Origin of the sequence: Paraburkholderia largidicola (genome assembly GCF_013426895.1) — a bacterium.
GTDB classification, from domain to species: domain Bacteria; phylum Pseudomonadota; class Gammaproteobacteria; order Burkholderiales; family Burkholderiaceae; genus Paraburkholderia; species Paraburkholderia largidicola.
In genome coordinates this window covers 926,253-950,632 of record NZ_AP023176.1, presented here as the reverse complement: position 1 = coordinate 950,632, position 24,380 = coordinate 926,253, and the positions used below count along the sequence as shown (strand labels likewise).

Genomic DNA, 24,380 nt, shown 5'->3' with positions numbered 1-24,380 from the left:
GATCAAGCGAAGGGTTTGGATACCGCTATCTGTTGCGCTGATAGTGACGACACTTTTTCAGGCATGACTTATCGCATACAAAACTCTACACAGGCGATGTACGGCAGACACAAATCAGATACATGCGCACGTTTCAATCTTTCGTCGCTTATCCTCGAAGAGATTGATTACCGTGTCAGAAGAACTATCTAATCGCCGCCGCTTTATGTTTGCGGCAGCGGCCAGCGTCGCGACCTTGACGACGCTCGGCAACTTGCCGCAAGCGCTTGCCGCATCGACTCGCGTGGCACCGACCACAGTAACGCTGCCTGTGCGCCAGGTTCGCACGGATCTGCTCGACATCGGCTATCACGAAGCGGGACCCGCCGAAGGCCGTCCCATCATTCTTCTCCACGGCTTTCCCTACGACATTCACAGCTATGTCGACGTCGCGCCGATGCTCGCGGCGCAGGGTTTTCGCGTGATCGTGCCGTATCTGCGCGGCTTCGGGACGACGCGCCTGCTGTCCGCGGAAACGCCGCGCGCCGGCCAGCAGGCGGCCGTCGGTCAGGACGTGATCGAACTGATGAATGCACTGGATATCCCCGAGGCCGTGCTCGCCGGATACGATTGGGGTGGACGTGCAGCGTGCGTCGTCGCGGCGATCAAGCCTTCGCGCTGCGTCGGCCTCGTTTCCGTGAACAGCTATCTGATCCAGGATATCGCCAAAGCGGGCGCGCCGTTGCCGCCTGCGATCGAGCGCGGCCTCTGGTACCAGTACTATTTTCAGACCGAACGTGGCCGCGCAGGGCTGGAAGCCAATCGACGCGAGCTCGCGCACGTTCTGTGGAAGAACAATTCGCCGACGTGGCATTTCGACGAAGCGACATTCGAGCGCTCGGCGAAAGCATTCGACAATCCGGACTTCGTGGATATCGTCATCCATTCATACCGGCATCGACTTGGCCTTGCGGCCGGCTATCCGCAATATGACGAGATCGAGAAGAAACTCGCTGCTCTTCCACCCATTACGGTTCCTTCAATCACACTGGATGGCCTCGCGGACGGCGTAATCCCCGCCACCGACGGCCGTGTATCCGCAGCGAAGTTCACCGTTCGGCGCACGCACCGACAGATTCCGAATGCGGGCCATAACCTGCCGCAGGAAGCGCCTAAGGCATTTGCCGATGCTTGCGCGGAACTCGCGCGCACCGGCAAATGGAGAACCTGAGTTTCAGACGCGCGCCGATGTTCTCCGGCGCTTTTGCTGCACACCGCTGGCCGTCATCAGGTCGCACTGAACGGGGTGAATGATTTCCGTTGCGAGCCCGCCCGCGAGAAAGAAGAAGATTGCCAAAAGCCGTTTCATGATTGCCTCCAACATTGAGTCACGGCTTTGTTATAGCGCAGAAGATGCGCCCATTTGTGTCCCAATGTATCGAAGCACCCCACTGATACAAGACGATTCAAACACGCGACACGGCGACACAGCAGAGATACGCGCGGACGTTCCAATACAGCCATGTCTTCCAATCAAAGGACGCCGACATGCTCTCCCGAATCAAAACCCTGACTACCGTCGTCGCCATTGCCGCCGTTGCCGGGCTGGGCGCAATGATCGCCAATAGCGGCGCTGCGACGGCCGTTCCCGTCGAAGCCAATCGCGTCGCACCGGAATTCACCGGCATCGATCAATGGCTGAATTCACCGCCTCTGACCATGCAGCAATTGCGTGGGAAAGTGGTGCTCGTCGATTTCTGGACCTACACCTGCGTCAACTGCGTCAATACGTTGCCGCATGTCGAGAAGCTGTATCAGAAGTACAAGGATCAGGGTCTTGTCGTCGTCGGCGTGCACACGCCTGAATACGCGTTCGAGCGCGAGACGAAAAAGGTCAAGGCGGCGATTGCCGAATACGGGCTGCATTACCCCGTCGCGCAGGACAACCAGTACGCGACGTGGAACGCCTATGGCAATCAATACTGGCCAGCCGTCTATCTGATCGACAAGCAGGGGCATATCGTCTATAGCCATTTCGGCGAAGGCGATTACGACAAGACGGACGCCGCCGTCCGCGAGCAACTGGCGCGCGCGGGTTGAGATTGGCTGAGGTAGTCAAGGCGCGGCGTTTTCGCCGCACCATCCGCTCAAAATGCGCTGCGATACGCGTACAGTCCCGGCAGGCCACCCGTCATCAGGAACATGACCCTGGAGCCCGGCGCGATCGTTTTGCTTCGGATGTCGTGCAGCAGGCCGGCGAACGCCTTGCCGCTATACACGGGGTCCAGAAGCAGGCCCTCGACGCTCGCCAGAAGCCGCATGGCTTCGCGCATCGCGTCGGTGGGAATGCCGTAGCCTTCGCCGCGCTGCCCGTCCTCGACGATCACGCTCGCGTCGGAAAAAACCGCCTCGGGCCGCAGCAGCGCGAGCGTTTCCTTCGCTTTCAATTGCGTATTGGACAACGTGTTCTCGTGCGTCGCGAGCACGTTATGCGAGACGACGCGCGTCGGGTCCTCGCCCATCGCCAGCAAGCCGGCAACCAGACCCGCCTGCGTGCCGCCGCTGCCATTGGGCACGGCAATGCGGTCGAACGAAACGCCCAACGCGCGCGCCTGTTCGAGGATTTCCGCTGCGCACGCCGCATAACCCAGATTGCCGACGGCAGACGAGCCGCCCAGCGGCGCGAGATACACCTTATGTCCGGCCTTGCGCAGTTCGTCCGCGCGATTGTGCGCGAACGCCATCGCGTCGGCACTGCCGGGCAGATCGTGAATGCGCGCGCCGAGCAGCGCGTCGAGCAGCACGTTGCCGTTGTGGACGTAATCGTCGTCTTCGCGCGGCACCATGCGCGTCAGTACGACCTCGCACGCCAGGCCCGCACGCGCCGCCGCCGCGGCCGTGAGCCGCGCGTGATTCGACTGGCGCGCGCCCACCGTGATGATCGTGTCCGCGCCCTGCGCGAGCGCTTCGCCCAGCAGGAACTCGAGCTTCCTGAGCTTGCTGCCGCCACCGCCGAGGCCCGTCAGATCGTCGCGCTTGACGTAGATATCCACGTCGCCGACCCGCTCGCTCAAGCGGCTGAGATGCTGGATCGGCGTGGGCCCTTCGATCAATGCATAGCGAGGAAAGGCGGTGAGATCGAGAGCGAGTGCGTGCGACATGCGGAAATCTCCAGGTATTCGGCGTCGTTAATCGCGCAAATGTTAGCGCATCGATGCGTACTCCGCATTCGGCGTTCAACCGACATCAATGTCTGCAAATATTGAACATCAGGAAACAATCGATGAACTCACTACTCGCGTTCGCACGCGCTTTTGCGGGCTCATGGCCCGGCTTTCCACTCTCGCTCGCTCGATCCAGCGAGATTCTCGAATACCACGCCATTCCTCTTTTACATATATATCGCACGCGATTTACTCGCAACCGATTGACAAATCCGAAGACCCAGGTATCATCTCGCATCTGATTACATCGCATGCGATTTAAATAGTTCCAACCACCCCACTGGAGATGATGATGAAAAGCACCCGCGCAGCACTCGCCGCTACTTTCGCCCTTTCGCTCACTGTCCTCGCGACTGGCGCACATGCAGGCTCCGATCAGCCCAAGCCTCAAGAGAAATGCTTCGGCGTGTCGCTCGCCGGCAAGAACGATTGCGCAGCCGGTCCCGGCACGAGTTGCGCGGGCACGTCGAAGGTCGACTATCAGGGCGACGCTTTCGTCATGGTCGACAAGGGCACCTGCACGACGATCAAGACGCCGAAGGGCTACGGCGCGCTGAAGGCAAAGTCATGATGCTGCATTCCCAGACCCGTGACGCGCGCGTTGCCCGCTCGTCCCTTGCGAAACAGGGCGGCGTGGCGACACTCCGCGCAGCCGTCACCGAACGCCTGTCGCGTGCGCTTTCGCCTTCGATGCTGTTGCTGGTGGCGCGCTTCGGTATCGCGGCGACCTTCTTTCTGTCGGGACGCACGAAAGTAACGGGCCTGCTGACGATCAAGCCGTCGACGTACGCCCTGTTCAGCTCGGAGTACGCATTGCCGCTGATTCCGCCGGAACTGGCCGCGCACCTCGCCACGTATGCAGAGCATCTGTGCCCGATCCTGCTCGTGCTCGGACTGTTCACGCGTTCCGCCGCGCTCGTGCTGCTGGGCATGACGGCCGTGATCGAAATCTTCGTCTATCCGGACGCCTGGCCGACCCATCTCACCTGGGCGGGTCTGCTTCTTCCGCTGATCGCGCATGGCGCAGGCAAATGGTCATTCGATCATCTGCTGGGCCGCTCGCGCACCGCGGACTGACCGAACCCTCGTCATCCGCTATCAACAACACGGCCCGCGTGGCCTCCACTCAAAAACACTATGCGCATTCTTTCGACTTTGACCCTCGCCGCAGCAGCGCTCGCCGCTACTGGCGCGGCATTCGCCGCAACGCCGGACGCACCGGCAGGCGTGAAGAACATCGTGATCGTTCACGGTGCATTCACCGACGGCTCCGGCTGGCGCGCGGTGCACGACATCCTGATTCATAAGGGCTACAACGTCCGCATCGTCCAGCAACCGATGACGACGCTCGAAGAAGACGTCGCCGCCACCAACAACGCCGTCATCGGACAGACGGGCCCCGTGGTGCTCGTCGGCCATGGCTACGGCGGCAGCGTCATCACGGAAGCGGGCGCGCGTCCCAAGGTGAAGGCGCTGGTCTATGTCGCCGCGTTTCAGCCCGATGTCGGCGAAAGCGTGAACCAGCTGGCAGGCTCGATGCCGAAGCTCACGGACGGCGTGCAGAAGACCATCGACGGTCACTACTATTTCGACCCCGCCAAGTTCGGTGCCGACTACGCCGGCGATCTCGTGTCGAACCGCACCGACTTCATGGCCGTTTCGCAAGTGCCCGCCACCGTCGCCGACTTTGCCTCGGCGCCGTACACGGTCGCATGGCACGACAAGCCGACCTACGGCATCGTCGCCACCGACGACCGCGTGATCAACCCGGACCTGCAACGCTGGATGTACAAGCGCGCCGGCTCGAAGGTCACGGAAGTGAAGGCCAGCCACGCCATCGAGATTTCGCAGCCTGAAGCGGTCGCGAAGGTCATCGAAGAAGCCGCGCTGCGCGCGAAATAAGCGCGCCATTTTCCAATCGCATTTCACTCAACCCACCATGGAGCAACCATGAACAGCAACGTCAAATCCCGCGTCAGCTTCGCTGCAGCTGCAGCCCTCCTCGCCATCGCATCGGCAACCGTCGCGACCTCGGCGAGCGCCGCTACGGGCGAACAACCCGGCCGCTGCTACGGCGTCAACGCGTGCAAGGGCCAGGCGCTGTGCGCGACGGCTCACAACGACTGCAAGGGCCTCAACACCTGCAAGGGCAAGGGCGTGGTCGTGAAGACGCCGAGCGAATGCCTGTCGCTGGGCGGCACGCTGACCGAGCCGAAGTAAGTCACGCCAGCACCGGCCCGGCTATGCGTCGCCGGGCCAGTCCATTCACCGACACTCCGCAGCCGGGTACGCCTCATGCTCTCACCCAATCCGCGTTTTGCAGGCTATGGCCTTGGCCTGCGCAAGGAACACTATCGCGACTTCCTGGAAACGGATGTTCCCATCGATTTCGTCGAAGTCATTTCCGAAAACTTCATGGTCGAAGGCGGCCAACCGCGCGACATTCTGCGGCGCGTGCGCGAGAAGCATCCCGTCGTGCTGCATGGCGTGTCGATGTCGATCGGCTCGGCGGATGGCATCGACCGCGATTATCTGCGCCGCCTGAAGTCGCTCGTCGACGAGATCGAGCCGCTGTTCGTGTCCGATCATCTGAGCTGGTCGCGTATCGGCCGCTTCAATTCGCATGACCTGTTACCCATTCCCTATACCGACGAAGCGCTCGATACCGTGTGCGCGAATATCGACATCGCACAGAATGCGCTGGGCCGCCAGATGCTGTTCGAGAATCCGTCCAGTTACCTCGCGTTCGACGGCGCGACGATGACGGAGTGGGAATTCATTTCCGCCATGTCGACGCGCACCGGCTGTGGGCTGCTGCTCGACGTGAACAATATCTTTGTGAGCGCGACCAATCACGGTTTCGATGCGCTCGCCTATCTCGACGGATTGCCTGTCGATCGCGTGCATCAGGTCCATCTCGCAGGACACTCGCAAGGCCGCGATCTTCTGATCGATACGCACGATAGCCCCGTGTGCGATGAAGTCTGGGCACTCTACGAGAACGCGATGGCGCGGCTCGGCCCCGTCGCGACGATGATCGAGCGGGACGGCAACGTGCCGCCCCTGAAAGAACTGCTGCGGGAACTGTGGATTGCGCGCAAGCTCGGCGCGCATGCGCAACAAGTCCCACAGGACACGCGTATCGCGGAGGCCGCATGACACTCGCTGCGTGGCAACAGGACTTCCGCTCGTGGCTCACGGATGCATCGGATGAAGCCGCCCGGCGCGTCGGCGGCGATGCATCACGCGGCCTGTCCGTGTATCAGAACAACTATCGCGGGCAACTGATCGAATGCCTCGAGCATTCGTTTCCACAGGTACGGACGTTGCTTGGCGAGGGCGCGTTCCTTCACGCGGCCGTCATGCACATCAACCATCATCCACCGCACGCGTGGACGCTCGACGCCTACGCATACGGTTTCGGCGACACGCTCGGCGTGCTGTTCCCACATAACCCCGACGTGCACGAACTCGCCTGGATCGAGAATGCGCTGGCCGAAGCCTTCGTCGCGCATGACGCGCCGCCGCTGCCGCTCAACACCCTCGCGTCCGTCGACTGGGACGCCGCCCGCTTGCGCTTCGCGCCGTCGCTCAGGCATCGCCCCGCCACGACGAATGCGGACAGCATCTGGTCGGCGCTATCCAACGATGCCGAGGCGCCCGAAAGCGAAATGCTCGACGCGCCGGGCGGTCTGATCGTCTGGCGGCGGCAGTTCGTATCGTGCCTCAAGCGCGTCGATGCCGCCGAGTACGAAGCGTTCCTTCATCTGCAGGAAAATGAAAGCTTTGCAACACTATGCGATCTGCTCGTCGAGCGTCTGGGTGACGCGGACGGCGTGGCGAAAGCGGGTGCGCTGCTGGCGGGATGGCTGGGCAGCGAACTCATCGTGGGCGTGGAGAGCATCTGACTGTCGCTAGCGCACGCCGCTAGCGCACGCCCTGTTCCTCAACTACGATCGAGGGGAGCGAGATGCCGATTGTCACAATTCAGGTAACGCGTGAAGGGACGAAACCCGGTGCGGATTGCGTGACGGCCGAAGAAAAGGCGCAACTCATCAAGGGCGTGAGCCAGGTGTTGCTCGACGTGCTGAACAAGCCGCTCGAATCGACCTTCGTCGTGATCGAGGAAGTGCCGACGGACAATTGGGGCTGGGGCGGTCTGCCCGCCCTCGAATATCGAAAGCTCAAAGCAGCGAAATCAGCCTGACCCTGCAGTCTTCCAACGCCACGTAGGACTTCAACGAAGGAGATAGCCATGTCGCTAGAAAAGGCGCTTTACACTGCACACGCAACCGCGACGGGAGGCCGCGACGGCCGCGCGACGGTGCCCGAAGCGAACCTTGATTTCAAGCTCACCACGCCGAAGGAACTGGGTGGAAAAGGCGGTGAAGGCGCGAACCCGGAACAGCTGTTTGCCGCCGGTTACAGCGCATGCTTTATCGGTGCGATGAAATTCGTTGCCGCACGCGACAAGATCGCAATGCCCGCAGATGCGTCAATCGACAGCAGCGTCGGAATCGGGCCGATTCCGAATGGGTTCGGCATCGAAGTCGAGATGAAAATATCATTGCCGGGTATGGAGAAAGATGCTGCGCAGGATCTGGTCAACAAGGCTCACATCGTGTGCCCGTATTCGAATGCGACGCGCAATAACATCGACGTGAAACTCACGCTCGTCTGACACATCCATTCATGCTTTACATTGCAGGCCGCGCATTTACCGCGGCCTGCAATACGCTATTGCGAATTTGAACGGCAATTCGCAATACGCATTCAGTCCAGCAACTCCGTCACGCCAGCCGGGCTATGCGAGTCCATCCAGTCGTATGAATCGCTGAAATGCGCCCATGCCCAGTTGCGCGGCACAGCAGCGGCTTGCGCGTGTTCGCTCGATACCACTTCAAGCCGCGTGCGTACGCCTGCGCCGCTATGGTCGTCGATATTCCGGAAGTTCAAAGATTCGCGCTTCATTGCCTGATCCTCAGTAGAGCCTGTCGCGACGTCGAAATTGAAAACGTCGGCCTATGAACGTAGGGTAAACCTCCTGACGCAATCATCAACGGGGCTGCGCAGAATTCACAGTTTTCAAATCGGGAACAATGCGTGCTATCGGTTCGATTGACTGTATCGTCAAACATCAGATCAAAGCGCACAAATGAAAACAGCCCTTCAGAAAGGGCTGTACCTGATAGGGTTTAAAGCGTGTTACTTCGCGGTCGGCATCGCGAATTCAGCGCCCTTCTCGATACTCTCCGACCAGCGCTGCATGATCGACTTCTGCTTCGTATAGAAACGCACGCCTTCTTCGCCGTAGGCATGCGTGTCGCCGAACAGGCTGCGCTTCCAGCCGCCGAAGCCATGCCATGCCATCGGCACCGGAATCGGCACATTGATACCGACCATGCCGACCTCGATGCGGCGGCCGAATTCGCGCGCAACATGGCCGTCGCTCGTGAAGCACGCCACGCCGTTACCGAATTCGTGCGCGTTGATCAGTTCGACGGCTTCCGTGAAGTCCTTCACGCGCACGCAAGCGAGCACCGGCCCGAAAATCTCTTCCTTGTAGATGCGCATTTCCGGCGTCACGTTGTCGAACAGCGTACCGCCCGTGAAGAAGCCGTCTTCATGACCCGCCACCTTCAGCCCGCGGCCGTCGACGACCAGCGTCGCGCCTTCCTTCACGCCCTCGGCGATATAGCCTTCGATCCGCTCCAGCGCCTGCCGCGTGACGATCGGGCCCATTTCCGCATCCGGCTCCATGCCGTTCTTCACGATCAGGCTGCGGGCGCGCTCGGCGAGTCGCGGCACGATCTTGTCGGCCACGTCGCCGACCAGCAGCGCCACCGAGATCGCCATGCAGCGCTCGCCTGCCGAACCGTAGCCCGCGCCGATCAGCGCATCGACGGCCTTGTCGAGATCGGCGTCGGGCATCACCACCATATGGTTCTTCGCGCCGCCCAGCGCCTGCACGCGCTTGCCGTGCTTCGCGCCCGTTTCGTAGATGTAGTTCGCAATCGGCGTCGAGCCGACGAAGCTCACGGCCTTCACGTCCGGATGCGTGAGCAGTGCATCCACGACGACCTTGTCGCCCTGCACGACGTTGAACACGCCGTCGGGCAAGCCAGCCTCTTTCAACAGTCCCGCCATGAACAGCGCCGCCGACGGGTCACGTTCGCTCGGCTTGAGAATGAACGTATTGCCGGCCGCGATCGCGACGGGGAACATCCAGCACGGCACCATGCACGGGAAGTTGAACGGCGTGATGCCCGCGACGACGCCCAGCGGCTGACGCATCGTCCAGTTGTCGATACCCGTCGACACCTGTTCCGTGTAGTCGCCCTTGAGCAGTTGCGGAATGCCGCACGCAAATTCGATCACGTCGATGCCGCGCGCAACTTCGCCTTGCGCATCGGAAAACACCTTGCCGTGCTCGGCCGTGATGATGGCCGCGAGTTCGTCGTGGTGACGGTTCATCAGTTCGAGAAAACGCAGCATCACGCGTGCGCGCCTGATGGGCGGCGTGTCGGCCCACTTCGGAAACGCCGCCTTCGCGCTCGCGACGGCGGCATCGACATCGGCAGCCTCGCCGAGCAGCAGCTTGCGGGCCCGGGCACCCGTGGCCGGATTGAACACGGCCTGGCTACGGCTTCCCGTTCCGCTGACACGTTCCCCGTGAATGAAATGTCCCACGTCTGCGCTGTCGGTATAGGCTTGCATGTCTCGGCTCCTTCGTGATTGGCTTGAGATGCAGTGTAGGAAGGTGCGGACACGCTGGAAAGAGGCTAACATTGAAATCAATGTTTTCCATCGTGAACAATGAGTGTATGGATACGCAAAATATCGAAGAACTCTGGACGCATCTGCACTGGCTCACCATGCTGGCCGAACAGGGAACGTACACGGCGGCGGCCGCGCGCCTCGGCGTGAGCAAAGCGGCGATGAGCCAGCGCATCTCCGAACTGGAGCGCGCCGCGGGCATTTCGCTGGTGCAGCGCACGACCCGCAGCGTCCGGCTGACGGAAGCCGGCCAGCAGCTCGTCGACAGCACGCGCGGGCAGTATGCGCAGATCGCCGCCAGCTTCGCGCAGGTGCGCGAACTGTCGGGCGTGCCGCGCGGTCTCGTGCGCGTGACGGCGCCTGTCGCGTTCGCACGGCAGCAACTGGTGCCGAAAGTGCCCGAGTTTCTGGCGGCCAATCCCGCGGTCCGGGTGCAACTGGAAGTGTCGGACCGGCTCGTATCGCTCGCCACGGAAGGCTTCGATCTCGCGATCCGTCACAGCGCCGAGCCACCCGATACGCACGTCGCGTGGAAGCTGTGCGACACGCATTCCGTGATCGTCGCGACGCGCGCCTATCTGCGAAAGCGCGGCACGCCGAAGTCACCGGAAGAACTGGCTTCTCACGATTGCCTGTTCTATCCGCGCTCGTCGGGCGAGCCGATGTGGTCGTTCGAGCGCAAATCGGCGCGAAAGGCGGGTACGCGGCCCGTCACCTTGCCCGTCAACGGACAGTTCTGCGCCAACAACAGCGAGACGCTGCGCGACGCGGCGCTCGAAAGCCTGGGCATTGCGCTGGTGCCGGACTTCACCGCGCAGGCCGCCGTGCAGGCGGGCAAGCTGGTGGTCGTGCTGCCGGACTGGCGCGTGACGGGGGCGTTTGCGGAGCAGCTTTATATCGTGCGACCTTATGCGTCGCATGTGCCGCGTGCGGTCGGGCTGTTCGTCGGCTATTTGCGCGAGCGGTTTGCGGATGGCTTTCCTGTTTAAATCAGACTTGATCCGTAAATAAACGATACGGGCCATTGATTGGCCCGTATCGCCCACTCAAAACGTAGTGGGAAAAGTGCTGGCGGTGGAGACGCCTGCAAAACGAAAAGCGCCTATCTGTACTTTCCTGCGAGCGTCGACACCTTCTCGATGTTCTGCGGCGTGATGAACCCCGGACCCGAACTGATATTGCGCGCCTCGTAGACAGGCTTCAGCCCATAGTCCTGCAGCCGCTTGATGAACTTCGGGTCCTTCTCCAGTTCATTGCGGGCCTGCGCGACGTCCGTGTTGTGATTCTTGTGCATGATCGCGAGCATCGCGACGGGAATATAGCCCTGCAAATAGGGCTGCTGATCGGTGCAGAACTTGATCGTGCCGTCCTTGATTCCCTTGGCGACGTCAGAGTCAATATCGAAGGTCGCGAACCAGATCTTGCCCGCGAGCCCCATCTTCGTGACGGCGCGAATGGTCGGGTCGGCGGAAGTGGGCCCAAGGGTCAGCACGGCCTGCGTGTTCGGATGCGCGCGCAGATAAGCGCTGACTTTCGATTCGATATCCGTCGGATCGGTGCCCGCGTCCAGAACCGATGTTTTCATATCGGCGCCGATCGCTTCGGCAAACCCACGGCAACGCTCGAACGACAGCGGGTTCGTCGCATAGTGATTCACGCACAGGAACGTCTTGATGCCGTCGGCCTTGGCGCGCTGTCCCGCCTCCTTGCCCGCAAGATACTCCGGCTGTCCCACATGCAGCAATGCGCCGAGATCGGCGCTCTGCTTCTCCGTGCCCGTGTTGGCCGTGACGAACGGAATGTTCTTCGCCTTCAGACGCGAGACGGAGCCTTTGAGCAGATCGAAGTCGGCGATGGTCGTCACCACGCCGTCGTAGTTGCGCGCCGCCGCCTGATTGACGAGCTGGACCATATCGGCGATATCGCCATTCGGCGGGTTGCGATAGTCGGTCTGTACGTTGAAATCTTCATCCGCCTGCTTGATACCGTTCTTGACGGTGTTCCACCATGCATCCGAATCCGGCGCATGCGTGATGAAATCGAAATGCGCTACAGGCCCCGCATTCGCATCGATATGCAGGCCCATGCTCAGGACGGCTGCGGCGACGCAAAGCGCCTTCATGACGGGTAATCTCATCGCTGTCTCCATGTTTGTGGCTGCCGGCGTCTCGCGCCGGCAGTTTTGCTGCGTTGCCTTGCTCGATCAATCGGCGGCGAGGCCGATGAATACGTTGCCGTCTTCCGTCTTCACGGGATATGTGACGAGGTTCACACACACGGGCGCGCCCTTCGCGGCGCCCGTCGGGATGTGAAAGCGCCCCATGTGCATCGGGCACTCGATCACCTCGCCGAACACAAAACCATCAGCGAGCCGCGCCGTTTCATGCGTGCAAAGTCCCGCTGTTGCGTAGAATCCCGTGGCCGTGTGATAGACCGCGTACAGCTTGCCTTCGTGCTCGAACTCCATCACGTCTTCTTCGTCGATGTCGTCGCATGCGCAGACCTGATGCCATTGCAGGATGTTCATTGCGTGCTCCGTTCGTGTTCAGCGTGGCTGGGCGACGAGTGCTTCGTCGTCGGAGGGTTGCGCTTGCGCGGCGGGCGCCTTGTCCGGCACGCGCGGCGTGATCATGTATTCCGGGTCGTGCCGCTGCGTGCGCAGGAAGTGCAGAATCTCGCTCCAGGCGCTGAACAATCCGTCGTAAGCGGGCGGCAGGTCCGCCTCGATTGCCTTGCGCAATTTCGGCAGCGCGTGAAACGGCACGTTCGGAAACATGTGATGCTCGACGTGATAGTTCATGTTCCAGTACAGCAACTGGAGAACAGGATTGAGCCGGATGGTTCGCGTCGAGAAGCGGTGGTCGAGTTCGTTCTCGCGCAGCCCCGTGTGCTGCGTGATGGCCAGCAGTTCATGCAGCCATGCGCCGTACGCACGCGGCAAAAGAAGAAACATGACAGGCAGCCAGCTATGCGCGACGATCGCCCACGCAATCACACCCACATATAGCGCGAGGACGATCCTCGAATTCCGGCACATCGCGCGATATTCGATCGGAGGCACGACGGCTTTCGCGCTGCGCGACACGATGCCGAGGCTGTGGAGCACGATGTTGCCGAGATGATGAATGCCGTGCGAGACGCGCAGAAAATCGGTTGCGAGCTTCAGATAGTTCGGCGGCCGCTTCACGGCGATTTCGACATCGGCGGGCACGGTTGCCGTCAGATGCGTGTACGTGTGATGTTGCGCATGCGACCAGCGGCTGTAGATCTGCTCGCGCCACGTCATGAAGCAGATCAGCCAGTGCACCGACGCGTTCAGCCATTCGCTGCGAAACGGCGTGCGATGGCGCAGTTCGTGTTCCATCGCTTCGGCGAACGCGTAGATCGTCCCGTAGAGCAGGAACGCGGGCACGCACCACCACGTGCCGAGCGACAGCGACGCGAGCACGCCGCTGCCTGCGACCATCGCGAGAAAGCCGCTCAGGTAGAGGAGCGCGTCGCGGTCGTTGCGGCGCGTGAGTTCCTTGAGCACCTTGCGGTCGAGCGGGCATTTGTACCAGTCGTCCATCGTGATTGGTTTCGAGTTGTCTTGCTGTGCGGACATGCATGGCTCCTGATGCTGAGGCAGTGATCATCGTTGAGTGCATTAAAGCCTCGTTATGAGCACCCGTCAAAGCCGTTTATGCCTCATTTTGAGTTATCAAGGGTAATCCATGACATTGACGGCGTGACAATGCGGCGCCGCTAGCTGACACCTCACACAAACGCCTCAAAATGAATCAAAATCGAGCCAACGCAAATCACTCAAACCGCCGCGCGGGGACCCACGATGAAAAGCAAGCCGACGCTCAAGCAACTCATGGAGATCACGCAGCTCAGCCGCGCGACGATCGATCGCGCGCTGAACGACAGGCCCGGCGTACACCCGCGCACGCGCCATGCAGTCGAGGCGGCGTTGAAGCAACTCGGCACAGGTTCATCCGCAAAGTCAGCCGTTCGCGCGAAGCAGGCCGCCTATGATTTCCGGCTGCTCGCGCAAGCAGGCGATGCGTTCACCGACGAGTTGATCCGAACGGCAATAGCGCTCGAAGCGGAGTTCGACGCCAACGGTGTGCGGCTCGAGGTAGAGAGATGCGTCGGGGAATCCGACGAAGAAGTCGCGGCCCGTATCCGGAAGGCGACGGCGGAAGTGGACGGCATCGGCATCATCTGCACGAACACCGCGACGACGTCGTCGGCATTGCGCGAATGCATGGCGGCGGGCAAACCCGTCGTCACGCTGATCACGGATGTGGACGCCGACGCGCGTCACACATACGTCGGCGTCAACAACCGCGCGGCCGGACAGTCGGCGGCTTTTTTACTCGGACGGCATCTGCAGGCGCATGCGTCGCCCGATGTCGCCGTGATCGTCGCGACGTTTTCGTACACCTGTCACGAGGATCGCGAGATCGGCTTCCGTTCGCTATTGCGCCAACGGTTCCCGCATGTGAATCTGGTCGAGGTGATTAAGGGCGCTGACTCCGGCGCAGCGACTTACGAAGCGACAACCCGCTTCCTGAAGGCGCACGGCAAGCTCGACGGCATCTACAACGTCGCGGGTGGTAACGAGGGGCTTGCTGCCGCGCTGCGCGAGCACAATCTGACGGGCCGCACGCTCTATGTAACTCACGAGGTCAACCGCATCACGGAGCCTCTGTTGCGCTCCGATGCGATCGACTATCTGTTGACGCAGGACATGCGCCTCATGCTGCGCACCGCCGTCGATCATCTGAAGGCCGCGCGCGAAGGCGCGGCCGTGCCTTCACAAGCCATCATTCCGATCGAGACGTACTCGCGCTATTCGCTGTATTGAACGCAGGCGCGAGACCGAGATGATCGAGCATGCGTCCAAACGTTTCGAGCCGCTCTTTCACATACATGTCGACATCGACGTTGCGGTAATCATAAAACCCCGTCTTATCGCGCAAGCCTTTACGTGACGCCGCCATATTGCCGCTGACGATTTCCGCGGGCAGGAACCGCTCGCCCTTCTCCTTCGCGAGGTAGTGCGACGCGTAGTAGAGAATGTCGCAGCCGCCCCAATCGATAAATTCAAGCAAGCCGAGCACCGCAAAGCGCAGGCCGAAGCCCGTGCGTATTGCCGTGTCGATATCCTCGGCGCTCGCGACGCCTTCTTCGACCATGCGCGCCGCCTCGTTCATCGCCAGTGCCTGAATACGCGGCACGATATAGCCCGCCGACGGCGCACACACGACGGGCTTCTTGCCGATCCGCGCAAGCAGATCGACCACTTGCGCGACGACCGCGGCATCCGTCGTTTCGCTGCGGCTGACTTCGACCAATGGCATCAGATGGGCCGGATTCAACCAGTGCGCATTCAACAGCCGCTGCGGATGCGTGACGATCCGCTGCAACCCGGTGACGAGAAATGTGGATGTGGTCGATGCGATCACGGTGCTGGCAGCGGTAAATTCACCGAGCCACGCGAACACTTCTTTCTTCGCATCGAGCACTTCGGGCACCGCTTCGAATACGATCCGCGATGCGGCCAGCCCCTGTTGCGCCTCCTCGCGATCGACGATATCGACACGCTGCATCGCCTCATCCGCCTGCTGCCGCGTGATGCGTCCGAGTGCCGCTTGCACCTGCAGCTGTTTCGCGATGTCAGCGAGGGCGGTTCGCGCGAACGCTTCACGCGCAACCGGATCGCGCGCCTTGAAATCGATCAGCGTCGCGCGCAACCCGGCGAACGCAAACGCCAGCGCAATCCCCTGCCCCATGCGCCCCGCGCCGACGATATGCACATGCCGCACCGGCGACAGCGTCGTGTCCGTCATGACGCGATCCCGTTCGCCAGCAACGCGGACATGTCCGCGCGCGACAACGCCGCGAGTCCGAGCCGCTCCAGCGTGCGTCCCTCGCCGTACAGATCGCGCCCGACAGCCGCGCCCGCGATGCTCAGCAGCCCCTGCGCGACAGGCGTCGGCACGCCGGCCCAGCGTCCGCACGACACGATGAACGACAGCCCCAGTCGCGTGTCTTCCAGCATGTAGCGATGCGTGCGCAGATCGATATGCTCGCGCCAGTCGCCGCTGTCGGTCAGCTTGCCGTGCGCGCCACGTCCGTACATCCATTCGTCGCCCTCGCTCGCGTAGTGATCGGCGAGCGGGAAATGCGGCGCGCGATAACCGAGCGCCTCACGCACCGCCACGCGTTCCGCGTCGAGCGCGCTGGTCACGCTGCGGATCGACGGCTGCGTGCCTTCGTTGTGAATATCCCACGACGCGAAGTGTTCGAGCGGTCCCGCGTTCATCATGATGAGCGGCGGATGTATCACGGGGCCGGCGTTCATCAGCGCACCCGACAATGCGTCTTCGATCGGCTCGATGGACGGATACGCGTCCTGCAGCAACGGCAGCGCCCATTGCGACGCATTGGCGGGAAACACGCCCGTCGGCAGGCGCGTGGCGTAGGCGCTGATGACGACATCGTTCTCGCCGTGCTTGCGCACCAGGTAGGGCAGCGTGCCTGTTTCAGCGAACGCGACGCGGCTCGTGTTGTCCGCGTCGGCCATCGCCTTCGCGAACACATAGCTGCCGAACGTGCCCGGCGGAAGATAGACGACCTGCCCGTCCGTCAGCAGCGGCGCGAGTTGCGCAGCCAGTGCTTCGTGTGTGATCGCAGGCAGCGGAATGACGATGAGCTGCGCCGTGCGCGTCGCATCGGCCAGTTCGTCGACGATGTGAATCATCCCCGCGCCATCGCCAATCGGCACGCGCCGTTGTCCGTGATAGTCCGTCACGTGCAGCGCGCCCAGTTCGCGCAGCCGCGCCGACGCCGCGAGATCGCGGCGCCACCATGTCACGTCATGTCCCTTCTCGATCATGTCGATCACGGCCGCATAGCAACCGTGCCCGCCGCCCAATACGCTGACTTTCATCGTGAGCCTCCTTGTGCAATGGCATCGAGACTACGCGGCATGTCGCGGCGCGGCGCTTCAATACGCGCAACGGGCATTCAAAACCGGCAATGTCGTCGCCGATACATACAGCCCCACATGCAATACGGGTCATTCCGTCCTTGCGCGGACAATTTGTCTCCTCCATCATCGACGGCGGCGCAATGTATTAGCCGTCAGGCAAAACTCATGGAAATCGCGATCTCCCGCACTCATCGCAACCGGCTCGATGCTTCGCATGCATGTGAAGACATCGAGCGCGAAGTGTCGCAACTCTTGTGTCCGCACCGCATGGAAGTGGCCGGGCGCGGTCCGCTGCGCGCCGAACTATATGGCGTCGCGCTGCATCGCGCGAGCCTGCTGGAGCTGTGCTACGGGCGTGAGACGTCGATCGAAGCGGGTGATCTCGCTGGCCAGTATCTGTTTCGCTCGACATTGGCGGGCCGCTGCGAGCTGCAGTCGGGCGGCGAGCGCGCGTCGGTGAGCGCGGGCGGCATGAGCGTGTCATCGCCGACGCGCGCGGTGCGCATTCGCACCGACCGCGATTGCCGCAATCTGCTGTTGCGCATCGACCGCGCCGCCCTCGAAGTGAAGCTCGCCGAGATGCTGCAAACCACGCTGCGCGAACCGCTCGAATTCGATCTCGCAGTCGACCCTTCGCATACGGGCGCAGGCGTGTTCCAGGGCACGCTGCGCTATCTGTGCGCGCTGTCCGGCCAGATCGACGCCAGCGCGCGAGCGAACGTGCTCGGCCCCGATCTGACCCAATGGCTGATGACCGTGCTGCTCACGCAATTGCCGCACAGCTATTCGGATGCGCTCCTGCGTGGCGCGCCCTCGCCGCTGCCCGCGCATGTGCGCCGGGCGCGCGACTATATCGACGCGCATCTCGGCGATCCCCTGCCGATGACGACGCTCGCCCGCGAGGCGGGTGTATCGCCGCGTACGTTGCAAAACGGCTTTCGCGACTTTCTCGACACGACACCTGCCGCGTATATCCGCGAGCGGCGTCTCGAAGCCGTGCATGCCGCGTTGCGGCGCGATCCGTCGCGTGCGGTGACGGACGTGCTGATCGAATATGGCGTGAACAGCTTTGGGCATTTCGCCAGGGCGTATGCGCGGCGCTACGGCTGCCTGCCCTCCGCGACGGCAAGGCGCGGCGCATGAGCCGCCCTGCCTCCGCACTGCCCGAGCCGGACGACTTCGCGGCATCGGCTGGCGAGCCCGGCCATGTCGCCGCGCAAGGCGACGGGCTGCGCGTCCAGGACCTCGATCTCAATCTGCTCAAGACGTTTCATGCCGTCTTCATCGAGAAGCATGTCGGGCGCGCAGCGCTGCGGCTCGGCGTCACGCAGCCGTCGGTGAGCCACGCATTGGGCCGCTTGCGTCTGATGTTCCGCGACGCGCTGTTCGCGCGCACAGGCGGCGGTGTCGAGCCGACGCCGCGCGCGCAGCGCCTCGCGGCGTCCGTCGACCGGGCGCTCACCATCCTGCAGGACGTGCTGGACGAAGGCGCGCAGTTCTCCCCTGCGAGCGCGCGCCGCATCTTCCGGCTGCACATGAGCGACTTCGCCGAAAGCGCCTTTCTGCCCACGCTGCTGCGCGAACTCGACGAGCGCGCGCCAGGTGTGGTCATCGAAACGCTGCATGTCGACGAAGCCCAGTTCAACGTCGCGCTCGAATCCGGCCGCATCGATTTCGCGCTCGGTCATTTTCCGCACGCGTCGCCGCACTTCCATCGCAGCGAGTTGCTGCAGGAGCGCTACATGCTGCTGATGCCGCGCCGCGTCGCGGACAGGCTCGGACTCGACGATGCCTTCGTGCTCGAACGCAACGTGCCGCCCGCGCTGCGTTTTATCGCCGTCACCTCGCATCCGCAAGCAATGGCGCTGCTCGAACGTCACGGCCTGACCTCGCGGATTCGCGCGGCCGTGCCGGACTTCATGGTCGTGCCCGCCATCCTGCAGCGCTGCGACTACGCGCTGATCCTGCCGCGCACCGTGGCGCAGGCCTTCTCGGCGCCGGGCGAAACAGCGTCTTTCGAAATCGCCGATGCCGCCACATGGTCGGTCAACGCCTACTGGCACCGGCGCTTCGACGCCGACCCGGGCCACCGCTGGCTGCGCGCGCTGCTGATGGAGCTGTTTCGCATCGGCTCGCGCGAGCCGTTCGACAGCTGGCTCGCGGTGCCGCCCGACGTCGAAGCCTGACGCGCGCGGCCCATCAGAACGCCGTCATCACGCCTGCAACGATCGAACTCGCCGTCGCGCCCGGTTTCGCGACGGGTACGCCGCCGCCCGCCGCGCCGTTGATCGTGAAGCTCGCGTGCGCGTTGTTGCGGACCATCGCCGCGCCCGTGTACAGCACGGTGCGCTTCGACACCGGGTAATCGAGCCGCACGCCATACGAGTCGGCGTTGCCGTCACTATCGGCGACTTTGCGATAGTGACCGTAGCTCAGCAACAGCGAGGCGCGCCCGATGGGGACCGTGGCGTTCAGTTCGTACAGGTCGTTGTGCGGGTTCGCGCTGGTGGCAGGCACCATCGACGCGACGTCAGGCCCGCCGCGATGCCGCAGATAGATGAATGACGGCTTGATCACGCCGAAGTCGTACGAGATCGCTCCGAGCAGATAATTGCCCGCTGCCGTCGGACTGCTCGCCGTCAATGCGGCCGCGCTCGATGTGCTGAACTTCTGCTGCATGTAGTCGACGTCGACCGCAAGCAGCCCGTTCGCGTAGTTCAGCCCTGCGCCGTAGGTGTCGCCGAGCGTCGACGGCTGGTTGGCCACGCCGTTCGCGCCGCGCGCGGCCATCGCGCGCAACAGCAGGCCTGCAAAGCGTGGCGACGTATAGCGCAGCGAGTTGCTCACACGCAGATACGACGGGCCGACGAAGTTGTTCGACGCGTTGCCCCACGCGAGACCCGCGCCGTAGCCGGGCAAGCTGTAGGTGACGAACGACGTGTGCAGAATCGTATAGGTATTGCCTGCCTGCAATGCGCCGAACGGCCCCGTCAGGCCGACCCACGACTCGCGGCCAAACAGCGCGCCGTTGTTGTTGATGGTGCCGTTCGCCGAGTTGAAGCCATTTTCCAGCTTGAAAACCGCCGCGTAGCCGCCGCCCAGGTCTTCGGTGCCCTTGAGGCCCCAACTCGTCGCGAAGATATTGCCGCTGCCCATGCGGGTCACGTGATTGGGTCCGAAGTTCGCGTACTCGATCGCGGTGTCGACTCTTCCGTAGAGCGTCACGCTCGATTGCGCCATTGCAGGCAGTGCCGCCAACCCCAGCAGCGATGCACACCACTTCCAGTTCGTCATGTTTTATTGTCCCGGCGTTGATCGTTTGAACCGGGCCGAGTCTAGGAAGCGCAAATTCGAGCGTCGATCAAACGCGCCGTATAACACTTATAGATTCGATGCATGAGCACGTTCCCAGGCGCGATTGCGGCGCTGCGCGGCTTGATACGCACGGGTTTGCTGCACGCGACCTGGGGAATCCTTTAGACGCATGGGTGAACGCGCCGATATGGACGCGCCATTTGCACCTTTGTCGGCGAAATTTGTTTACGTACTCTGCTTCCCGACCAGTGCGTCCCGTCGCGAAGAGACGCCTGCTCCTCACCGATACACTGGAACACTGGAGAACCGGGATGACTGCCTCATCGGGACATAACCTCGCGGGAAACAACCTCGCCCGCAAACGCTACACCTACGAGTGGTACGTCGTCGTAATCTGCATGCTGGCGTATGTCTTTTCATTCGTCGACCGTCAGGTGCTGGCGCTGATGATCGAGCCGATCAAGCGCGATCTGCATCTCACCGACACGCAGTTCAGCCTGTTGCATGGCTTTGCGTTTTCGCTCTTCTACGCGGTGATGGGCATGCCGCTCGCTTATCTCGCCGACCGCTTTGCGCGCCCGCGCATCATTTCGATCGGCGTGGCGCTATGGAGTGTCGCGACGGCCGCTTGCGGACTCAGCCAGAACTTCGTGCACATGTTCTTTGCGCGCATGAGCGTGGGCGTCGGCGAGGCGGCGCTTTCGCCCGGAACATATTCGATGCTCGCCGACTACTTCCCGAAAGAGAAGCTCGGCCGCGCGGTCGCCATCTATTCGTTGGGGTCGTTTATCGGCGGCGGCATCGCGTTTCTGATCGGCGGCTATGTGATCGCGCTGCTCAAGCACACACCGACGCTCACGCTGCCCGTGCTGGGCGATATGCACGCGTGGCAGCTGACGTTCTTCATCGTCGGCCTGCCGGGTTTGCTCGTTGCGCTGATCTTCGCGTTGACGGTGCGCGATCCGCAACGCAAAGGTCTCGTGCAGGACAGCGCAGGCGAAGTAAAGCGCGTGTCGATGCCCGATGCGTTGCGCTTCATCGCCGCGCACGGCAAGACGTTCTTTTGCCACTACATCGGTTTCTCGTTCTACGCGATGACCCTGTTCTGCCTGATGAGCTGGACGCCCGCCTTCTACATCCGCCGCTTTGGTCTCACGCCCGTCGAAGCGGGCTACACGCTCGGCACCGTGCTGCTGATCGCGAACACGACGGGGGTGTTTTGCGGCGGCTGGTTCAACGACTGGCTGCTGCGCAAAGGCCACAGCGACGCGCCGATGCGCGCGGGCTTCATCGGTGCGGTGTGCATGCTGATTCCGTCGGTCGCGTTCACGCAGGTCGGCAGTCTGGGCGCATCGCTTGCGTTGCTGGTGCTGGCGATGTTCTTCGCGTCGTTCCCGATGCCGACCTCGACGGCCGCGATGCAGACGCTCGCACCGAATCAGATGCGCGCGCAGATTTCGGCAGTGTTTCTGCTCGTGTCGAACCTGATCGCGCTCGGCGCGGGCACGACGATCGTCGCGCTGATCACCGACAAGGTGTTCGCCTCGCCGCTCGCGGTCGGTCATTCGATGGCAATCGTGAACCTCGTCGCGTCGGCGCTCGCGGCTGTTCTGTTGTGGATCGGCTGCAAGCAGTTCCGGGCGAGTCTCGCGCGCGAGGCGTCGAACCGCCGCGCGAACGAGCCCGCTGAAGAACTCGCGACGACGGATAGTGCCGCGCCTGTGCTCGGCGTATCCGTGCGCTGAGCGGGAGGTGAAGCAACGGGCAATCGGCACACGATTGCCCGCGTGACCGTCATCAGGACGCCGTCGCCGGCTTCAACCGGAACGCCCCAACCGACTCGTCGAGCTGCCGCCCCTGGTCTTCGAGCGAGCGTGACGCGGCGGCCGCCTGCTCCACTAATGCGGCGTTCTGCTGCGTGACGTCGTCCATCTGCGTGATCGCGAGGTTGACTTGCGCGATGCCGCGGCTCTGTTCTTCCGAGGCCGCCGCGATCTCGCTCATGATCGCCGTCACCTGACCGACGGCCCGCGTCACTTCCGTCATCGTCTCGCCAGCCTCGCCCGCCAGCGACGAGCCGTCCCGGATGCGATCGACCGACGCGCCGATCAGTTCCTTGATCTCCTTTGCGGCGCTCGACGATCGCTGCGCGAGGCTGCGCACTTCGCTCGCGACGACCGCGAAGCCGCGCCCATGCTCGCCCGCGCGCGCCGATTCGACGGCGGCGTTGAGGGCGAGAATATTCGTCTGAAACGCAATGCCTTCGATGATGCCCGTGATATCGGCGATCCGGTTCGAACTCTGGCTGATATCGGTCATCGTCGACACCACGCGCTCGACGGCCTCGTGGCTGCGGCGCGCCACATCGGAGGCGTCGCTGGCGAGCGAGCTCGCCTGGCGCGCGCTTTCGGCGTTCTGCTTGACGGCGGCCGTCAGCGCTTCCATGCTCGCGGCCGTTTCTTCGAGCGCGGCTGCCTGCTGCTCGGTGCGCGCGGACAGATCGGCATTGCCCGTCGATATTTCGCCCGTCGCGGTGCGCAACATGGCGCTGCTGTCGCGGATCTCGAGCAGCACGCCGTTCAGCTTCTCGACGAACGCGTTGAACTGCTCCGCGAGCACGCCGACCTCGTCGTTGCTGCCCACGGGCAGACGCCTTGTGAGGTCGCCGTCGCCCGATGCGATGTCCTGCATGCTGTTCGACAACACGCGCAGGGGTGCCGTCAGGCGCCGGCCGAGCGCCGTCGTCAGCGCGAGCGCGACCAGCAGCACGATGAAACCCACGGCAATCAGCATCGCGCTCAGCCGATTGGCCGACGCCATCATTTCCGCGTGCGGAATCAGGCCGATGTATTTCCAGCCCAGTTCCGGCGACGTATAGACGACCGTGTCGTAGCGTGCGCCGCCGATATCGACGGACAACGTGCCGTTCGGCATCGCCGCGAGGTCGCGATAACCGTCGCCGAGATCCTTCAGCGCCTTGAAGTTGTGCGCGGCGTCGTGCGGGTCGACCAGCACCGTGCCGCTGTCTTCGACGACCATCAGGTAGCCTGTTTCGCCGAAGCGCACCTGGCCGATCATCTTCGCGAAGCCATCCAGCGAGATATCCATGCCGAGCACGCCAGCGGGCTTGCCCTGGGCGTTCTGGATCGAGCGCACGAAGCTGATGATCACGTTGTTGTCGCCGCCCGTATTCGCGTAGGCGGCCGTGCGCCGCACGCCGCCCGCGGCCTGCATGCCTTGCACGTACCATGGACGCTCGCGCGGATCGTAGTGATCGCTGGTGAACTTGCCTTTCGGCCATTGCACGTAGCCGCCCCATTGCGTGCCCACGTAGACGTAGCGCAGATCGGGATGGCTGTCGCCGAAGCGTTGCAGCAGATGAAAGATATCCGTCTCGACGCCGCCGTTGGTGTCGGGCGTCATCTGCCCGCCGTGCGTCAGGTAGTTGGTGACGGACGGGTCCGCGGACTGCACCAGCGGCAGGTCCGACAGGAACACGACGTTGTCGTGGATGCGCTTGAACGTCTCGCGCAGGCTGGTGTCGATCTGGCGGATCTGGCCGAGGCCGGCGTCGTTGAAGTTGTCGATGGCCTGGCGGCGCACGTTGAGCGTCGCGTATAGCGTGATGGCCAGTATGGTGGCCGCGAGCGCCGCGCCGAATATGAGGCTCAGTTTGACTGCGATGGAGCGCATGCCCATGCGGGGTTCCCTGTGCGAGTGCGTTGACGAATGGATTGACCAATCGCGTATAACGGGCTGGTCGCCCGGGAACTGAACGGGCTGCATTTTTTATAATTGACTCTGTAGCGGGTTTTTTTTGTTTGCAACGGGTTTTGATTTGGGTTTTCGCTGGCGTTTGAGGTTTTTCTTTGCGATGCGCGGTTTGGTTTGCTTGTGGTTTCGCTGGCGTCCGGGTTGCGGTGTTTGCCGTTCGGTGTTTTGGGCTTTTCGCTGGCGTCCGGGTTGTGGTGTTTGCCGTTCGGTGTTTTGGGCTTTTCGCTGGCATCCGGGTTGTGGTGTTTGCCGTTCGGGGTTTTGGGCTTTTCGCTGGCATCCGCATTTTGTTAGCGTGCTTCACGCGTCGCCCCTGTGCGGGGCGG

26 protein-coding genes are annotated in these 24,380 nt (G+C 62.6%); 15 read left to right on the top strand and 11 right to left on the bottom strand.

The window, feature by feature from the left end:
- The first annotated feature begins 205 nt into the window (after nt 1-205).
- Nucleotides 206-1,210 (top strand): alpha/beta fold hydrolase, encoded by a 1,005-nt coding sequence (locus tag PPGU16_RS32995; RefSeq protein ID WP_180726896.1) that lies wholly within the window; start codon nt 206-208, stop codon nt 1,208-1,210.
- A gap of 3 nt (nt 1,211-1,213) precedes the next feature.
- Here PPGU16_RS32995 and PPGU16_RS43140 read toward each other — a convergent pair whose 3' ends face one another.
- Nucleotides 1,214-1,348, bottom strand: coding sequence for a hypothetical protein (locus PPGU16_RS43140; protein ID WP_274600000.1), 135 nt, complete (start codon nt 1,346-1,348; stop codon nt 1,214-1,216).
- 179 nt (nt 1,349-1,527) lie between these two features.
- Here PPGU16_RS43140 and PPGU16_RS32990 point away from each other — a divergent pair, with 179 nt between their 5' ends.
- Nucleotides 1,528-2,079 (top strand): thioredoxin family protein, encoded by a 552-nt coding sequence (locus tag PPGU16_RS32990; RefSeq protein WP_180726895.1) that lies wholly within the window; start codon nt 1,528-1,530, stop codon nt 2,077-2,079.
- Between the two features lie 47 nt (nt 2,080-2,126).
- Here the strand turns inward: PPGU16_RS32990 and PPGU16_RS32985 are convergent, their stop codons facing one another.
- Entirely contained in the window at nt 2,127-3,140 is a 1,014-nt protein-coding gene (locus tag PPGU16_RS32985; protein WP_180726894.1) for a D-cysteine desulfhydrase family protein, read from the bottom strand.
- A gap of 355 nt (nt 3,141-3,495) precedes the next feature.
- Between PPGU16_RS32985 and PPGU16_RS32980 the strand changes: the two genes are divergently transcribed.
- The 8 genes from PPGU16_RS32980 (at nt 3,496) to PPGU16_RS32945 (ending at nt 7,884) form a co-directional block, all read left to right on the top strand.
- Nucleotides 3,496-3,774 (top strand): BufA1 family periplasmic bufferin-type metallophore, encoded by a 279-nt coding sequence (locus PPGU16_RS32980; protein ID WP_180726893.1) that lies wholly within the window; start codon nt 3,496-3,498, stop codon nt 3,772-3,774.
- Nucleotides 3,775-3,893: 119 nt separating this feature from the next.
- Entirely contained in the window at nt 3,894-4,280 is a 387-nt protein-coding gene (locus PPGU16_RS32975) for a DoxX family protein (RefSeq protein ID WP_180727154.1), read from the top strand.
- A gap of 60 nt (nt 4,281-4,340) precedes the next feature.
- Nucleotides 4,341-5,105: an alpha/beta hydrolase gene (locus tag PPGU16_RS32970; protein ID WP_180726892.1), complete on the top strand. Its 765-nt coding sequence runs from the start codon at nt 4,341-4,343 to the stop codon at nt 5,103-5,105.
- Nucleotides 5,106-5,153: 48 nt separating this feature from the next.
- Entirely contained in the window at nt 5,154-5,423 is a 270-nt protein-coding gene (gene bufA2 / locus PPGU16_RS32965; protein ID WP_180726891.1) for a BufA2 family periplasmic bufferin-type metallophore, read from the top strand.
- Between the two features lie 75 nt (nt 5,424-5,498).
- Nucleotides 5,499-6,362, top strand: a complete 864-nt coding sequence (gene bufB, locus PPGU16_RS32960) for an MNIO family bufferin maturase (RefSeq protein WP_180726890.1) — start codon at nt 5,499-5,501, stop codon at nt 6,360-6,362.
- Nucleotides 6,359-7,111, top strand: coding sequence for an HvfC/BufC N-terminal domain-containing protein (locus PPGU16_RS32955; RefSeq protein WP_180726889.1), 753 nt, complete (start codon nt 6,359-6,361; stop codon nt 7,109-7,111). Before bufB ends, PPGU16_RS32955 begins: the two co-directional genes overlap by 4 nt.
- A 62-nt stretch (nt 7,112-7,173) precedes the next feature.
- Nucleotides 7,174-7,410, top strand: coding sequence for a tautomerase family protein (locus tag PPGU16_RS32950; RefSeq protein WP_180726888.1), 237 nt, complete (start codon nt 7,174-7,176; stop codon nt 7,408-7,410).
- A 48-nt stretch (nt 7,411-7,458) separates the two neighbouring features.
- The gene (locus tag PPGU16_RS32945; RefSeq protein ID WP_180726887.1) at nt 7,459-7,884 is read left to right on the top strand and encodes an organic hydroperoxide resistance protein; all 426 of its coding nucleotides are present in this window, start codon (nt 7,459-7,461) and stop codon (nt 7,882-7,884) included.
- A 92-nt stretch (nt 7,885-7,976) separates the two neighbouring features.
- Here the strand turns inward: PPGU16_RS32945 and PPGU16_RS32940 are convergent, their stop codons facing one another.
- Nucleotides 7,977-8,174, bottom strand: a complete 198-nt coding sequence (locus tag PPGU16_RS32940; RefSeq protein WP_180726886.1) for a hypothetical protein — start codon at nt 8,172-8,174, stop codon at nt 7,977-7,979.
- 234 nt (nt 8,175-8,408) lie between these two features.
- The gene (locus PPGU16_RS32935; protein ID WP_180726885.1) at nt 8,409-9,920 is read right to left on the bottom strand and encodes a CoA-acylating methylmalonate-semialdehyde dehydrogenase; all 1,512 of its coding nucleotides are present in this window, start codon (nt 9,918-9,920) and stop codon (nt 8,409-8,411) included.
- A 107-nt stretch (nt 9,921-10,027) separates the two neighbouring features.
- Here PPGU16_RS32935 and PPGU16_RS32930 point away from each other — a divergent pair, with 107 nt between their 5' ends.
- Nucleotides 10,028-10,969, top strand: a complete 942-nt coding sequence (locus PPGU16_RS32930; RefSeq protein ID WP_180726884.1) for a LysR family transcriptional regulator — start codon at nt 10,028-10,030, stop codon at nt 10,967-10,969.
- 113 nt (nt 10,970-11,082) lie between these two features.
- Here the strand turns inward: PPGU16_RS32930 and PPGU16_RS32925 are convergent, their stop codons facing one another.
- From PPGU16_RS32925 to PPGU16_RS32915, 3 genes are all read right to left on the bottom strand, one after another.
- Nucleotides 11,083-12,117, bottom strand: a complete 1,035-nt coding sequence (locus tag PPGU16_RS32925) for a sugar ABC transporter substrate-binding protein (RefSeq protein ID WP_434064446.1) — start codon at nt 12,115-12,117, stop codon at nt 11,083-11,085.
- 66 nt (nt 12,118-12,183) lie between these two features.
- The gene (locus PPGU16_RS32920; RefSeq protein WP_007579065.1) at nt 12,184-12,507 is read right to left on the bottom strand and encodes a non-heme iron oxygenase ferredoxin subunit; all 324 of its coding nucleotides are present in this window, start codon (nt 12,505-12,507) and stop codon (nt 12,184-12,186) included.
- An 18-nt stretch (nt 12,508-12,525) separates the two neighbouring features.
- Nucleotides 12,526-13,584 carry a fatty acid desaturase gene (locus PPGU16_RS32915; RefSeq protein ID WP_180726883.1) on the bottom strand — a complete coding sequence of 353 codons (1,059 nt, stop codon included), beginning with the start codon at nt 13,582-13,584 and terminating at the stop codon, nt 12,526-12,528.
- Between the two features lie 225 nt (nt 13,585-13,809).
- On the opposite strand from PPGU16_RS32915, the gene PPGU16_RS32910 reads away from it, so the two are divergent.
- Complete coding sequence (locus tag PPGU16_RS32910) at nt 13,810-14,835, top strand: substrate-binding domain-containing protein (RefSeq protein ID WP_180726882.1); 1,026 nt, start codon at nt 13,810-13,812, stop codon at nt 14,833-14,835.
- Here PPGU16_RS32910 and PPGU16_RS32905 read toward each other — a convergent pair.
- Complete coding sequence (locus PPGU16_RS32905) at nt 14,795-15,820, bottom strand: 3-hydroxybutyryl-CoA dehydrogenase (RefSeq protein ID WP_180726881.1); 1,026 nt, start codon at nt 15,818-15,820, stop codon at nt 14,795-14,797. The two genes, PPGU16_RS32910 and PPGU16_RS32905, sit on opposite strands and share 41 nt — an antisense overlap.
- The gene (locus tag PPGU16_RS32900; RefSeq protein WP_180726880.1) at nt 15,817-16,923 is read right to left on the bottom strand and encodes an NAD/NADP octopine/nopaline dehydrogenase family protein; all 1,107 of its coding nucleotides are present in this window, start codon (nt 16,921-16,923) and stop codon (nt 15,817-15,819) included. Before PPGU16_RS32900 ends, PPGU16_RS32905 begins: the two co-directional genes overlap by 4 nt.
- A gap of 207 nt (nt 16,924-17,130) precedes the next feature.
- Between PPGU16_RS32900 and PPGU16_RS32895 the strand changes: the two genes are divergently transcribed.
- Nucleotides 17,131-18,108: an AraC family transcriptional regulator gene (locus PPGU16_RS32895; protein ID WP_180726879.1), complete on the top strand. Its 978-nt coding sequence runs from the start codon at nt 17,131-17,133 to the stop codon at nt 18,106-18,108.
- Nucleotides 18,105-19,151, top strand: a complete 1,047-nt coding sequence (locus PPGU16_RS32890; RefSeq protein ID WP_180726878.1) for a LysR family transcriptional regulator — start codon at nt 18,105-18,107, stop codon at nt 19,149-19,151. The genes PPGU16_RS32895 and PPGU16_RS32890 overlap by 4 nt, the downstream gene beginning before the upstream one ends.
- Nucleotides 19,152-19,164: 13 nt before the next feature.
- On the opposite strand, the gene PPGU16_RS32885 is transcribed toward PPGU16_RS32890, so the two are convergent.
- Nucleotides 19,165-20,259 (bottom strand): porin, encoded by a 1,095-nt coding sequence (locus PPGU16_RS32885; RefSeq protein WP_180726877.1) that lies wholly within the window; start codon nt 20,257-20,259, stop codon nt 19,165-19,167.
- Between the two features lie 332 nt (nt 20,260-20,591).
- Between PPGU16_RS32885 and PPGU16_RS32880 the strand changes: the two genes are divergently transcribed.
- On the top strand, nt 20,592-22,025 hold the full coding sequence (locus PPGU16_RS32880) for a spinster family MFS transporter (protein WP_180726876.1): 1,434 nt from the start codon (nt 20,592-20,594) through the stop codon (nt 22,023-22,025).
- 52 nt (nt 22,026-22,077) lie between these two features.
- Here PPGU16_RS32880 and PPGU16_RS32875 read toward each other — a convergent pair whose 3' ends face one another.
- Nucleotides 22,078-23,979, bottom strand: a complete 1,902-nt coding sequence (locus PPGU16_RS32875; protein WP_180726875.1) for a methyl-accepting chemotaxis protein — start codon at nt 23,977-23,979, stop codon at nt 22,078-22,080.
- Nucleotides 23,980-24,380: the final 401 nt, after the last annotated feature.